The 12,588-nt window shown below is 30.1% G+C and carries 17 protein-coding genes and 1 pseudogene; 1 reads left to right on the top strand and 17 read right to left on the bottom strand.

Features of this window, described 5'->3' with window-relative positions; translation table 11 throughout:
* Positions 1 to 7 precede the first annotated feature (7 nt).
* Entirely contained in the window at positions 8 to 550 is a 543-nt protein-coding gene (locus tag CIW83_RS05115) for a GNAT family N-acetyltransferase (protein WP_094899792.1), read from the bottom strand.
* A 193-nt stretch (positions 551 to 743) separates the two neighbouring features.
* The gene (locus tag CIW83_RS05110; protein WP_158220023.1) at positions 744 to 1,367 is read right to left on the bottom strand and encodes a CPBP family intramembrane glutamic endopeptidase; all 624 of its coding nucleotides are present in this window, start codon (positions 1,365 to 1,367) and stop codon (positions 744 to 746) included.
* A gap of 271 nt (positions 1,368 to 1,638) precedes the next feature.
* Between CIW83_RS05110 and CIW83_RS05100 the strand changes: the two are divergent.
* Positions 1,639 to 3,280 (top strand): annotated as a pseudogene (locus CIW83_RS05100) (alkaline phosphatase).
* A 240-nt stretch (positions 3,281 to 3,520) separates the two neighbouring features.
* Here CIW83_RS05100 and CIW83_RS22670 read toward each other — a convergent pair.
* The 15 genes from CIW83_RS22670 to CIW83_RS05030 all read right to left on the bottom strand — a co-directional run bounded on the left by CIW83_RS22670 (position 3,521) and on the right by CIW83_RS05030 (position 12,587).
* A complete protein-coding gene (locus CIW83_RS22670) occupies positions 3,521 to 3,805 on the bottom strand; it encodes a hypothetical protein (RefSeq protein WP_201259684.1) in 285 nt (94 codons plus the stop codon).
* 62 nt (positions 3,806 to 3,867) lie between these two features.
* Positions 3,868 to 4,710 carry a hypothetical protein gene (locus CIW83_RS05090; RefSeq protein ID WP_094899788.1) on the bottom strand — a complete coding sequence of 281 codons (843 nt, stop codon included), beginning with the start codon at positions 4,708 to 4,710 and terminating at the stop codon, positions 3,868 to 3,870.
* A gap of 110 nt (positions 4,711 to 4,820) precedes the next feature.
* A complete protein-coding gene (locus tag CIW83_RS05085) occupies positions 4,821 to 5,531 on the bottom strand; it encodes a flavodoxin family protein (protein WP_094899787.1) in 711 nt (236 codons plus the stop codon).
* A 106-nt stretch (positions 5,532 to 5,637) separates the two neighbouring features.
* Positions 5,638 to 6,060, bottom strand: coding sequence for an NUDIX domain-containing protein (locus tag CIW83_RS05080; RefSeq protein WP_094899786.1), 423 nt, complete (start codon positions 6,058 to 6,060; stop codon positions 5,638 to 5,640).
* Between the two features lie 75 nt (positions 6,061 to 6,135).
* Entirely contained in the window at positions 6,136 to 6,606 is a 471-nt protein-coding gene (locus CIW83_RS05075; RefSeq protein ID WP_094899785.1) for a GNAT family N-acetyltransferase, read from the bottom strand.
* On the bottom strand, positions 6,606 to 7,094 hold the full coding sequence (locus tag CIW83_RS05070; protein ID WP_094899784.1) for an AAA family ATPase: 489 nt from the start codon (positions 7,092 to 7,094) through the stop codon (positions 6,606 to 6,608). The genes CIW83_RS05075 and CIW83_RS05070 overlap by 1 nt, the downstream gene beginning before the upstream one ends.
* 52 nt (positions 7,095 to 7,146) lie before the next feature.
* Positions 7,147 to 7,623 carry an ASCH domain-containing protein gene (locus CIW83_RS05065; RefSeq protein WP_094899783.1) on the bottom strand — a complete coding sequence of 159 codons (477 nt, stop codon included), beginning with the start codon at positions 7,621 to 7,623 and terminating at the stop codon, positions 7,147 to 7,149.
* Positions 7,624 to 7,694: 71 nt separating this feature from the next.
* Positions 7,695 to 8,174: a tetratricopeptide repeat protein gene (locus CIW83_RS05060; RefSeq protein ID WP_094899782.1), complete on the bottom strand. Its 480-nt coding sequence runs from the start codon at positions 8,172 to 8,174 to the stop codon at positions 7,695 to 7,697.
* Between the two features lie 69 nt (positions 8,175 to 8,243).
* Positions 8,244 to 8,531, bottom strand: coding sequence for a sodium ion-translocating decarboxylase subunit beta (locus CIW83_RS05055; RefSeq protein ID WP_201259683.1), 288 nt, complete (start codon positions 8,529 to 8,531; stop codon positions 8,244 to 8,246).
* 74 nt (positions 8,532 to 8,605) lie between these two features.
* Positions 8,606 to 9,148: a GNAT family N-acetyltransferase gene (locus CIW83_RS05050; RefSeq protein ID WP_094899780.1), complete on the bottom strand. Its 543-nt coding sequence runs from the start codon at positions 9,146 to 9,148 to the stop codon at positions 8,606 to 8,608.
* An 87-nt stretch (positions 9,149 to 9,235) separates the two neighbouring features.
* Entirely contained in the window at positions 9,236 to 9,400 is a 165-nt protein-coding gene (locus CIW83_RS22115; protein WP_158220022.1) for a hypothetical protein, read from the bottom strand.
* Positions 9,397 to 9,579: a class I SAM-dependent methyltransferase gene (locus CIW83_RS05045; protein WP_094899779.1), complete on the bottom strand. Its 183-nt coding sequence runs from the start codon at positions 9,577 to 9,579 to the stop codon at positions 9,397 to 9,399. The genes CIW83_RS22115 and CIW83_RS05045 overlap by 4 nt, the downstream gene beginning before the upstream one ends.
* 36 nt (positions 9,580 to 9,615) lie before the next feature.
* Positions 9,616 to 10,599: a ribose-phosphate pyrophosphokinase gene (locus CIW83_RS05040; protein ID WP_094899778.1), complete on the bottom strand. Its 984-nt coding sequence runs from the start codon at positions 10,597 to 10,599 to the stop codon at positions 9,616 to 9,618.
* Positions 10,600 to 10,760: 161 nt separating this feature from the next.
* Positions 10,761 to 12,146: a UDPGP type 1 family protein gene (locus tag CIW83_RS05035; RefSeq protein ID WP_094899777.1), complete on the bottom strand. Its 1,386-nt coding sequence runs from the start codon at positions 12,144 to 12,146 to the stop codon at positions 10,761 to 10,763.
* An 81-nt stretch (positions 12,147 to 12,227) separates the two neighbouring features.
* Positions 12,228 to 12,587 (bottom strand): iron chaperone, encoded by a 360-nt coding sequence (locus tag CIW83_RS05030; RefSeq protein ID WP_094899776.1) that lies wholly within the window; start codon positions 12,585 to 12,587, stop codon positions 12,228 to 12,230.
* Position 12,588 lies beyond the last annotated feature (1 nt).

Below are 12,588 nucleotides of genomic sequence, written 5' to 3'. Positions count from 1 at the left end.
ATTTGTATTATAAAACAAATTCTAGTTGTATATCTAAGGGTTCTCTTTCATATATTTCCTTATTTACTTCCACCGCCAATGTACATCCTATCGATTTATAAAAAATTTGTGTTTGCTCTGATGGGTGAGCTCCAATATATAATTTCTTGGCCCCTTTTTCTCTTGCCTTTTCACAGCATAGATGAAATAATTGTCTACCTATCCCATAATTTCGAAATTCATAAGACACATGAATATACGGCAACTCAAGATACTCTCTATATTTCCCGAAGAATTTATTTTCTACATTTGCAAATCCAATTAGTTTATTATTTTTGAATGCCCCTACAACTATACCTCCTGTACATATGCATTTAATCAATGATTGAATGACTTGTTCCTTTTTTAGTTCATCCCAATATTCAATAAAATAATTATCTTTATACATATATTCATCATTCTCCTTATACATCACGCGATTTGTTATCTGATATCTATTAAAATCTTGCAAGGCATCTAAATATAAATCTGTTATCTGTAGTAATCTTATTTCAATATCATTTTTATCCATTTCTTTTTCCCTTCCTTATTAAAAGTAAGCTTTATATATTAACTCTGAAGATACCCTTATTCACTTCATAAACAACTACTCCATAGAATTTTTTCATATCAATATTAATTTGTGACCCCTATATTTTTATATTTCTTTAAATAATTAGCTATACAGTCCTATCTATTTGATTTATAAATTTAAATTGATATATCTAGCCCAGTACCTTGGATGCAAAGGACATAATGTTCATTATACTGTGTATAGTTATACTAGGTATTAGACTTCCATCAGCTTTCTTTTCATTTAACCAAAACTGCAGATATCCTACTATTCCAGCAGTTATAATAAGAACTATTCCAACAATATACTGTTTATAAATAATCATAAATGGCAACCCATGTGGCAGACCAAATACTAAAGATTGAATAATATTTCCTGCTCGATATCCAAACTTGTTAGCAACTCTTTTACCAATAAGGCCTCTAAAAAAAATCTCTTCCGATAATGCCGTTTGGATTATAGCTTTTAGAAATATTATGATTAAAATATTTATACTAAACCCTTGTCCACTTATTGTCTTGTCATAAGTCATTTCTGGCGTAATATATCCTAAGTACTGGAATAAAATAAGTGGTCCAACCATTATTAGTAAGGATATTACGAAAACCATAATACTACTTTTAATCCAATCTTTAGTTTGCGGTATATATAATCCTATCCAATTGAAAAAACCATTTTTTTCTCTGCAAAACAAAAAATAATAAATCCACGATAATATAAAAACAAAAGAAATCTGTATTAATGTTGAAGCTAAAACATCATTCATATGCTTCATTTCATCCTCTCTAATCATATAGAACTGTCTCATAGCAAAATATGTTTATCATAATACTTATTCTACAAAATTTATCAGATTCCTTCTTTTTATAGAATCTTTTCTAATACAAAACAAATTTATTTATAACATAAAAATATTTATCTATATTTAACACTAGACTAACTCTATCTTTACATTTATAAATTATAATGATACATGTTAGAATCCAAGAGGATAAGGATTAAATTGAATTATCTTTGGTAAATCAAATTTTAGGAGGAGATAATTAATGAAAAAGTTACAAATCAAATTTATTGCAGTATTTATACTAATTGCAATGTTGTTGTCTTTGAACTTATCCAATATAAGTTCAGCAGCTATTAACTCAAGTTCTAGCAATGTTAAGAATGTAATTCTACTTATACCTGACGGCATGAGTGTATCAGCCACAGCCATTGCCAGATACATGCTCAATGGAAACGAAGATGGGTCTAATAAATTAGTTATGGATCAATATGCTACGGGACTTATAACTACTACATGGGCTCATGGTCCTATTACTGATTCAGCTCCTGCTGGAACAGCCTACGCAATAGGTCATAAATCACTCAATGGTTCCTTAGGCATTGATGCAAATAAAACACCAAAGGCTACTATACTTGAAGCAGCACAACTGGAAGGAAAAGCTGTAGGACTCATTGCAACATCTGAGTTTATGCATGCTACTCCAGCAGCATTTAGCTCCCACGAAATGAAACGTAGTAATTACGCTACAATTGCGGAGCAGATTTTAAATCAAGATATTGATGTATTACTAGGTACAGGAGTATCTAAGGTCGATACTAAAGAATTAGATATTCTAGCAATAGCAAAGTCAAATGGATTCGAGATAGCAAGTAACAAAACTGAAATGCAAAAATCAAACGCAAAAAAAACTTTGGGGAAATTTTTCTAGTATTACTGGAGGAACAAGTAACCTATCTTATGATATTGATAGAAAAATAGATGAAGAACCTTCTCTATCAGAAATGACAGAAAAAGCAATTGATGTTCTTAATAAAAATAAAAACGGATTCTTTTTAATGGTAGAAGGTAGTAAAATAGACTGGGCAGCTCATGCTAATGATACCATAGGTATTATTTCTGATGTTTTAGCATTTGACGAAGCCTTTAAAGTGGCTTTAGACTTTGCTAAAAAAGATGGAAATACAATAGTTATCGCAGTAACAGATCATGGAAATAGCGGTATTTCTATAGGCAGTTATGACTTAATTGGATATGACTCTGCACCATTTAGTATTTTATCTCCTTTAAAGGGAGCAACAAAAACTGCTGAAGGAGCTATGTCATTACTTAAAGAAGACAAATCTAATATTTCCGAGGTTCTAAAGGCTTATGGAATTAACCCCGATGGCTATACGCCAGCTGATATTACTTCAAAAGATAGAGATACTTATAATAATGCAAAGGTAAATGATTTAATTACACAGTTCAAAAATGATCCAACATCTTCCAATCTTATAAAAATAATGAATCAAAAAGCTTATATTGGTTATACGACTGGCGGTCATACTGGCGAAGACGTACCTGTATATATCTACGCACCAAAAAAAGTTGATAAAACACCGCTCATTGGAGTCAATGAAAATACAGATGTTGCTAAGTTTATAGCTAATGCTATGAATCTTGATTTAGAAAAGGCTACACAAAAGTTGTTCGTAGATGTAACAAATAGAACAGGTGCTAAATTAGATGGTAATGTATTAACTTTAAATGAAAATGGAAAAACTTTAGTTATAAAAGCAAATCAAAGTATAGCAAAATTAAATGATAAAGATATAAGCCTAAATGGTGAAATAGCTGTTTTAATAGATGGAAAATTCTATGTACCACAGTCAGCTTTGGATTTATTAAAAAGCACATCAAAATAAACCAACTCTTTTCTTTATCGGAGAGTTAATCATATTGAAAGTCACCCAAGTTCCATGGTGGCTTTCTCATACCCCTTAAACATGAAAATCTTCATATACATTTAACATTAGAATAACTTTGTTTTTACATTTATGGAATATAATAATCATTGTAAAGAAAAATAAAAAAGGTTCCTCCAACACTTCTCTTTACTTAATAACTCCCATACTTAAAACTACCTACAAAAGGTAGTTTTCTCTTTATCCATTTTTTCTTCCAATATATAAGAAATGTTCACTAGTACCCATAAGATTTTCATCCCGACTCAACTGATAACAAATTTCCAACCACTTTTTATACTCACTTTCTTCTAACATATATATAGAATATCTACCAGGACCACCGCCAATATCAAATATATCTAAATTCTCTCCAATTATATATTCATCCATATATCTTCTAGTAATATCAAATTCAATTTTATGTCTCTCAAGCCTTTCCCATTCATCATACTTTTCGTCATACCAATGTTCAATTTCCTTCATGTAATTCCCTCCAGTATTCAATATACCTTTTATCTTCTATAGATTACATAATGTAATGGATTCTACTCTTTTATCAATATATCTATATCTACTAGTTTTATGGGATTAAATTTAGATTGACCACTTTTATTAATTGCTAAGCCTTCTGATACTATATAAGCAGCATGAATTATCTTTTCATCATCCTTAAAAACAATTACTGTATTTCTTTCAATTTTGTTATCTCTGGTTTCTTTATATCCCAGTTGTTCTAAAGCTATTAAAAATGTTTTTTCATGAACCCATTGTTTTAATATATTTTCTTGATGAGTTAAACAATATAATACAGTGCTTAAACAATTGATTCCTTCTTTAATTGTAAAGGTATTAACTATGCTGATTAAATCTATATCCATATCTATTTCATTACTAACTGTTTTGCAATTCCAGTCTTCCCAATCCTGTGCATAATGATATATAAATCGTTCCTTATCTTGATAAGATAAGCTCTCCCATAAATTTCTGTTCATAACTACCTTATTTTTAATTAGATTATTTTCTAAAAGTTTATTATCTATATAAAACCAATCTAAAGAAACAACTAATCCTCTATTTAATTCATATTGATTAAGTAACACCTGCTTTTGATTAGCTCTTGATAAATCATCAAACCAATTACCGAAATCTATAATGGCATAATTAGCTTTATTTGATATCCTCCAAAGTTCATAAGCATTTACATATTCTAATTGAGAATAAACAGGGTGATCAAAATACTCATTCACCGGCATTGGTAAGCATAAATTTAAATCTAAATCACTAGGCAACTCTTTTAAAAAATATATATCATACTCAGGTAATAAATTTAATATCCAATTATCAATAACATATTTTGATGGCTTTAATAAAAAATCATCTTGAAGCATTTTATTCCTCCAGTAAATTATTTTATTCATATCGTATTATCTTACTACTATAAATTCAAATATAACCTATTGAAATCCTTAAAAAGTACCATTTATAATACTAACACTAACTACACTGGCTTAATGTTATCAAACCAGCCCATACTTTTCCAATACTCTTTATCAATATTTCCATCTTGATATCCAGATATCATCTTCCTCATTACTATAAAAGTCAATCTAGTAGATAATCTAGATTTCAACTTCTTCCTATCAACTAGAGATTGATAATATTTGTGAGATTTTTTGATAAGCTTTTTTTCAATAATCAGTTTCTTACTTCCTTTTACGTCTTCCCATCTAGATGCAGCAACAGCACTACCAAAGTCATATACACGCTTAAAACCCATGTAGTTCAAAGCTAGCTTCATAGTTTTATTTGTCCTTTTCATGCCACTTCCTGCTGCAGTTGAAACTACAAACCCTATCTTTGAAAACACTTCATTATGAGGTCTATGAGGCATCCACATAAAACATAAATGATCTATCAAAGTTTTCATTGCTCCAGATACATCTAGTCCATATGCTGGTGATGCCATAATAATCCCATCTGCTTCAATAATAGAGTTAACTATGGGATATACATACTCACTATGGGGACAGAAGAGTTCTCCCTTAAGAATGCAATTAAAGCATCCACAACAAAGTTCTGGGAAATCCTTTGGTAGCCATATCTCTTCAAATTTAACATCTTCATATTGCCCTATAGTTCTTTTTATTATCTGAACACAGTTATATGTGCTACCCTTTCTACCATTTCCATATATTATAACAACCTTCATAGATCAACATCCCCTAAATCAATTTATTCTCTTATTATCTATTAAACCATTATACTTCTTGATTTTTTACCTATTATACAGTTTATAGTTTTGCATTATCTTCTCCCTATTTCTTACAAAACTCCTCTATTCTATTAAATAAATATGGCTGAATCAATGGATAGGTTAAGTCTTGAGGTATGGTGTCAAATAGCCTAATCTCACCTATTTCAGAATTTGGTAATTCATCAAGACTCTCTACTTCAGAATAAAATAATTGCCCAAAGGATTCAATTTCATCTCTATTTACCGAATATATACAAACTGGAATAATTTTAAATTCCTGTGCTCCAGTTTCTTCCATTAGTTCTCTTGATGCCGTAAAATTAATATCCTCATTTCTTTCTCTGTGTCCACCTGGAATTTCCCAAGTCAGTCTCTCCTTATGTCTTACAAATATCCATTTCCCTTCGCACCTTGCCATAATAACTGCAAATTGCAGTTTAGCATCTTCTATTGTATTTAAATCATGAAAATTCACCTTTATCATACTATAACTCCCTACCTTTTTAAGTTTGTCATATCCTATACCTTCTCAATTTCTTAATGAAAGGTATATGTTTTTCTAGTTATCCTTTGATTCCATAAATACTGCCTTATTTGCTACTCTGAGACCACATTTTTCATATAATTTTTGTGCTGACATATTATCTGTATAGAGTCTAACTTTAATAGCTCCTGTTTCATATTGAACTTCAAATGCTTTTCCCATAAGCTTCATCGCAATTCCTTTTCTTCTAAATTCAGGGGCTGTCCACAATTCCTCGACAAAAATTACACCTTTATTCCACTTACCTAGTTTAGGTATATATATTAACATTATCCATCCTACGAAACGTCCTTCATGACGAGCAGCAAAAACATAAAACCCCTGATGATCAAGCTCCGAAAATGCATCCTCGAAGATTATATCTTTATTCTTATCTCTTTCCTCCCCAGTCCTTTCACATCCATTTGTCCTCCAATATACCATATCATCAAACATATGATAATTACTTTTAGTAATTCGTTCAATAGCTATATCTAAATTTTCCATTATTTTATCATCTCCAAAATTTTACTGACTACATTTCTTACACTCATGTTTGTTATATCTATTTTAAACGTATCCATATCTTCATAAAATTTTAGTCTATTAATGCTATTTTCTATTTGTTCTTCCGTTCTTCCATCTTCTAGCATTCTTTCTTTAAGAGTTTTAGGAGAAGATATCAATGATATTTTATAAAGTTGGAATTCTAGATCATCTAATTTACTTAGTATTGTTTCAAATATCTTTTCGTTGCCTATTACCCAATTAAAAATAACATATTTATAAGAGGAATTATTCAAGTAGCTTCTTAATAAGAAGTTAATATTATCTTCAACCATCTTCTTATTCTCTTCATTGACTACAAAAGGGTTCATCATCCAACACCAATCACCATCTAACCATACTGAGTTGGAAATTGATTTATAAAGCTCTCTACAGATAGTAGTCTTTCCCACCCCTGGTACCCCATTAATAATAATTAGTTTTTTCATACATAGTTCCTCTTCTTCTTAGTATAATTTTCATTTTTATACTTATCTTTAACTAAATATAAACTACCTCAAATTCTTCAAAAATAACTGGCATGCCTTCCGTAAATTCTTTATCAATAGTATTACATTCCTCAGTAAAAAACTCTTCATGGACTTTTCTCCAATATTCAAGACTTAAGTCTCCTTCGCCTTCTTTTCTTGCATGCTCTCCTGTAATTAAGTTGAATGGTATTATTTCAACACGTTTTGTCTGAATAATACATACTGCGACACCATCCCAATCCGTTATTATACTGTAATCGCCTTCATTTGGTATAGGTTCTCCCTCATATTCATACACCCATAATGAAGACGCCGTAGCTTTCTTCTTACCTTCCAAAACTAATTTTGCTAATTTGTTTGCTGCACCTTCTGTTATCTCGAAATGCCATGATACATATTCCTTCTTGGTATTAGAAATAGATTCACCAATTGTTTCTAAATAATTTTTCCACATAATTCCCACTGAATTATGTTCTGTTTTTTTCATATTTAATCTCCCCTACATGATATATCATTTTCTTTTCCTATTTTAAAACTGATTATTTGAAATTATATAAATTACCATATCCTATCCAACTTATCAGAATAAAATTCTATTGCTTTTTTATACTTCTTTATATTTCCATCTAAAGATGTTTGGGTTAAATTACATAGTAAAATTTCCATTGCTTTAGAGTGTTCCTTTAAGTTATATAAGGTCATTGCATAAAAAACCTTTATAGCTCTATTCTCTGGAAACTTAAATAAAGCTTTTTCAAAAACTTCTTTTGACTTTTCATATTGTCCTAATGTTCTATATGTGCTACCTAATCCTAAAAAAGCACTTTGTAGATCCTCATCATCTAACCCAATTAAAATAGCTTTTTCATAATACGGTACTGCATTTATTTCCAGGCCTAAAACATCAAAACTCCAAGCACATTGATAATTGACCATTGCATCATTTGGATATTCCTTTACAAGATTTGTTAAAATTTCATTCGATTCTTTTAATTTTCCTTCTTCTCTCAATCTAATTGCAGTTTCTAGTTTCTTCAAAGTAAATTTCTCCTTAGTATTGCATAGTCTTCGCTTCTATGATTTAAAATAAATGAATTGCGCTCATAACTATTTAATTACTTTTCTAGTAAAAAACAAATATAAAGCTCCAACTATTGAAAGCAATAAAAATATAACAGTAAAAAGATATGGATGCGGTTGGCTTGTCAAATAAATAGCTGTTGGTCCATCAGCACCACCTATAATCCCTATGGAGCTTACTTTACCTACTTCATTATTTAATTTATATGATAAATACATAGTTAATAAAGAATTAAAACTTATACTAATGATAGTCATTGCTATAGCAATAACAGTAAATATCGTAACTGCTTTTCTTAATCCTTTTATTTTCAATCCTTTTTTCCTCCTTATCATCATTTCTATAACATTTTTATATAGTTCATAAATGGTAAATCCCATTCATTAGTCTATTTTTGTTTCCTATCTAAATACTCTTCTCTCGTTATAGAATAACAAACATCATCATAAATCCTTCCATCATATATTTTACTAGCAAGTCTCAAGGTCCCCTCATATTGAAATCCACTTTTTTCAATTACTCTTTTAGATTGGCTATTGAAAGGGTAATGATAGCAAGAAATTATGTCACAATTCTCTTCATCAAATAAGTGCCTTACTACTTCTTTTACAACTTCACCCATAATTCCCTTTCCCCAGTAATCCTCTGAAAGTACATATCCAATCATCTTCCCATTAACACTTCGTCTTTTTTCATCAATATGAGCTCCTACTGAGCCTATTACCTTATTATTATCCTTGTATTCAATTGCCCATACTTCGTCTTTTTCTATAAATGATTGTAGTATTTTCATTGAGACATTTTGGCTCTCATGAGGCTCCCATCCTGCACTTGGACCTATATTAGGATTTTTTGCATATTCATAAAAATCATCTATATCATCTATTTTCCATGTTCTAAGAATAGTTCTTTCAGTTTCCAACGTTTTCATTATTTATTACCTCCCTATGTAAATATCCATAATAAACTTTAATAGTTCTTGAACTAATTCAAGATATTCCTTGCTTGATATATGATTTTATATCCTCTTGCATACAAAAATTAATTCTCTGCCACTTGTAATATCACTCTTATCATACCAGCCATATTCTTCTTCTATAGAAAATCCAGCATCTGTTAAATATTTAGTAATTTGGTCATGGTAATAATATTTTAATTTTAAATGTTCTTCTAATCTTTTCATATTTCCATTACTCTCTGTAATTTCAAAGCTACCCTTCCAGTACCACAGCCTAATTCCAGCACTTCTCCACTTAACTTTAGCGTATATTCTTTATAAAAAGATATATCATCTGTCAAATTATCTCTATTGTCATAATCATAAAGCCATGCCGTATTTTCATAAATATTACCTAATTCCATAGATTATCTCCTTATCAATAAAATAATATTTTCTCTTTATTTCTTTAAATCTAATGCCCTAATAACTCTTTCTGGCAGCTTTTCAAATAATATACTAAGAGATTCTCTATTATGAATCCTTATAATAGCCTCTGCAAAAACAGGTGCAACTGACACAATTTCAACTTTGCTAGAATCTTGAACATATGGGTTTATAACTGTATCTGTACTTATAACCTTTTCTATTGGACTATTTTCAATTTTTTCTACTCCTTTTGAATTGAGTAATATATGAGATAAACATGCAAATATTTTCTTAGCACCTCTTTCTTTAAGAAATCCTGCTAATTCTACTAACGTTCCTCCACTTATGCTAAAATCATCAACTATTATTGCATTTTTATCTTTAACATCTCCAATGAGCTCCAGTACCTTGGCTTTTTCATCATGAGCCTTTCTAGTCTTATCTCCTATTACTGTAGAAACACCAAGATGGCGTGAAAACTCTCTTGCTTGTTTTGCATAACCTGCATCAGGAGAAACTATAACATAATTATCAATATCCATATTCTTTATATATTCACATAGTACTGGTAGTGCTATTAAGTTATCAACTGGTTTCTTGAAAAAGCCCTGTATCTGTGGACTATGTAAATCCATTGTAACTATCCTATCTGCTCCAGCTAGTTCTATCGATTCTGCACATACCCTTGCCCTTATGGATACTCTAGGCTCATCTTTTTTATCTCCTTTTGCGTAACTGAAATATGGCATTATAGCTGTTACTGAACTTGCACTTGCTCTTTTAAATGCATCCATCCAAAATAATATCTCAACAAATTCATCGTTTGGATTTAACCCTATAGATTGTACAAGATATACATCCTTATCTCTCACAGTTTCTCCAATCCTAACAAATGTATTGCCTTCTGAAAATGTAATTACTTCAGACTTGCCAAGTTCAACTCCTATATAATCACATATACTCTGAGCAAAATTCTTACTTGAACTACCACTGAAAATTTTTATTTCACTACTCATCCCAAGACCTCCTAATTATTTTTCTAGAGATAATAATAGTTATTTATAAAAAATCTTATTATATGAAGTCATTTATTTCTCTAGTTTTATTCCCTAACCGCTTTTTTTCCATTAAAATAAATATTATTATATTATATTAATAAATTATAATCGTACCTTGTTTAAATTAATAAAGTGTCAGATTGAAATAATTTATCTATAATTAACTCTCTCTCAATATCTTCCCCATTGTATGATGTCAAAGGAGATATCTCAATTATCTTTCCATCTAGTAACTTGGAATCAACACCACTATTTATCAACCAATTTTTATGTAAGTTTAATAATAGGTTTTTAGCAGTAAAAGGGCTATCTTCACCATCTTTGTTTTTCACTGGTGCAAATTCCTCTTCTCTCCTAACCTTTAGCACTGCCATATCAACTACATAAGAAAAAATATCAAATATAAAACTTTCAAATTTATATCCATTAGGTTCACTTGAGTATTCAATATCTCCACTAATATTTATATATGGAATTTTTTTGTGTGCTACATGAAATGGAATTTCATAATTAAAAAACTCCTCTATGACTTCTAGCTTTAATAGATGACTAATTATATTAGCATTATCATATATTAAATTTCCATCGTCATTTGTCTTTTGTGCTAGCTCTACAGGTAATTCTGAATATTCAACTATAGCTGGTCGTCCATTTTGATAACAAAGTATTCCCGCTTTTTCAGTTGGACTTTTTTTTGATACTACTTTGCTTGCCGATGGCAAACCTATTTTAACTGCAAAACCTAAGAAATAAGGATCTGCTACTCTCACAAGTACATTATCTATACCATTAATAAATATCCACTCAATACCTTTCTCCTTCATTTCTGTAAGTATACCTTTATCTCTAAGTGCTAAAAAGCAACCACCATTTCCATTTGGTGCCATACTAACTTTACCTCTTTCTTCAAGAAATATCTTACCATTAACATCTATTGTAGGAAATATGCCTTGCTTAAAGAAAGTAATATTTTCTTTAGGATAATCAAAATAGTTATTATCATCAAAAAATTGTACTGTCTCATCATGATTCACAGGACTAGTCATGATATACCAATTGATATATGTGCCGCATTTTCTTGATATATTTCTTAATCGCTCACATTGTAACTGGAAAAGAGATTTATGAGACGGCAAACCAATATCAAAAGTTCCTTTAGCCCCCGAGTAACCTAGCCTTGTCCCTTGTCCTCCAGCTAAAAGAATTACAGCAGCTTTACTATCCTTAATCTTTTTAATTCCAATATCATATAACTGTTGTTTCTCTTGACTATCTATAGCATCCCATTCATATGCTTTAAGTGGTTGTAAGTCTTGTTGATTTTCATTCATTTCATGATTTATTACTTTCTTATATAAAGAGGTTATAAGGTCAAAATCAATTAATAGTATTTGATCCAGTAAATTTTCTTTTTCTTCATCTGAAAGTTCTTTAAAATGTCTTAATAGATGTTCTTGCCCATATTTCCGTAAAACACCTTCTATTTCTTGGATTTTTTCTTTCATACCTTATCCCTCCAATATAATCTCATATAAAGACTTATTTTATATTAATAATTACGAATTAAAAATGTCCATTATCTCAATCTATTTATTTCTATTTCCTTCAATATTAAACCTTACAATATTTTGAATCAGATCTATATCTAATTCCCTATCATTAGATATTTGGATTGTACCATTGGAAGTCTTATAACTGTGAAGTATGTTACTAAAGACTTTAACTGTTTCTGCTCCACAATATAGACCGATATGTCTTTTATGTGCTGCAAAATGGATTACATTTCCCTTGAAATAAAAAGTAGGCATATTCCAACTAATCTTCTCTGTCAATTCTGGTGATGCATCTAGAATAATCTGCCTAAGCTTTCTAAGTTTAGGTTGAATTTCTTCTGAACATGTCCCGATATATTCATCAATAGTTTTTAATTTTACGCTCTCTTGCATT

The sequence above is a fragment of the Tissierella sp. P1 genome, assembly GCF_002266425.1.
GTDB lineage: Bacteria > Bacillota > Clostridia > Tissierellales > Tissierellaceae > Tissierella > Tissierella carlieri.
The sequence above is the reverse complement of the archived record's forward strand: the minus strand, read 5'-3'. Positions and strand labels throughout refer to the sequence as shown.

Bases quoted from the DNA above. Each gene is read 5' to 3' on its own strand.
- CIW83_RS05080 (WP_094899786.1), bottom strand. From the start codon at position 6,060: ATGATAAAGGTGAATTTTCATGATTTAAATACAATAGAAGATGCTAAA.
- CIW83_RS05035 (WP_094899777.1), bottom strand. From the start codon at position 12,146: ATGAAAGAAAAAATCCAAGAAATAGAAGGTGTTTTACGGAAATATGGG.
- CIW83_RS05040 (WP_094899778.1), bottom strand. From the start codon at position 10,599: ATGAGTAGTGAAATAAAAATTTTCAGTGGTAGTTCAAGTAAGAATTTT.
- CIW83_RS22670 (WP_201259684.1), bottom strand. From the start codon at position 3,805: ATGAAGGAAATTGAACATTGGTATGACGAAAAGTATGATGAATGGGAA.
- CIW83_RS05110 (WP_158220023.1), bottom strand. From the start codon at position 1,367: ATGAAGCATATGAATGATGTTTTAGCTTCAACATTAATACAGATTTCT.
- CIW83_RS05085 (WP_094899787.1), bottom strand. From the start codon at position 5,531: ATGAAGGTTGTTATAATATATGGAAATGGTAGAAAGGGTAGCACATAT.
- CIW83_RS05030 (WP_094899776.1), bottom strand. From the start codon at position 12,587: ATGCAAGAGAGCGTAAAATTAAAAACTATTGATGAATATATCGGGACA.
- CIW83_RS05070 (WP_094899784.1), bottom strand. From the start codon at position 7,094: ATGAAAAAACTAATTATTATTAATGGGGTACCAGGGGTGGGAAAGACT.
- CIW83_RS05065 (WP_094899783.1), bottom strand. From the start codon at position 7,623: ATGAAAAAAACAGAACATAATTCAGTGGGAATTATGTGGAAAAATTAT.
- CIW83_RS05115 (WP_094899792.1), bottom strand. From the start codon at position 550: ATGGATAAAAATGATATTGAAATAAGATTACTACAGATAACAGATTTA.
- CIW83_RS05090 (WP_094899788.1), bottom strand. From the start codon at position 4,710: ATGCTTCAAGATGATTTTTTATTAAAGCCATCAAAATATGTTATTGAT.
- CIW83_RS05050 (WP_094899780.1), bottom strand. From the start codon at position 9,148: ATGAAAACGTTGGAAACTGAAAGAACTATTCTTAGAACATGGAAAATA.
- CIW83_RS05075 (WP_094899785.1), bottom strand. From the start codon at position 6,606: ATGGAAAATTTAGATATAGCTATTGAACGAATTACTAAAAGTAATTAT.
- CIW83_RS05045 (WP_094899779.1), bottom strand. From the start codon at position 9,579: ATGGAATTAGGTAATATTTATGAAAATACGGCATGGCTTTATGATTAT.
- CIW83_RS22115 (WP_158220022.1), bottom strand. From the start codon at position 9,400: ATGAAAAGATTAGAAGAACATTTAAAATTAAAATATTATTACCATGAC.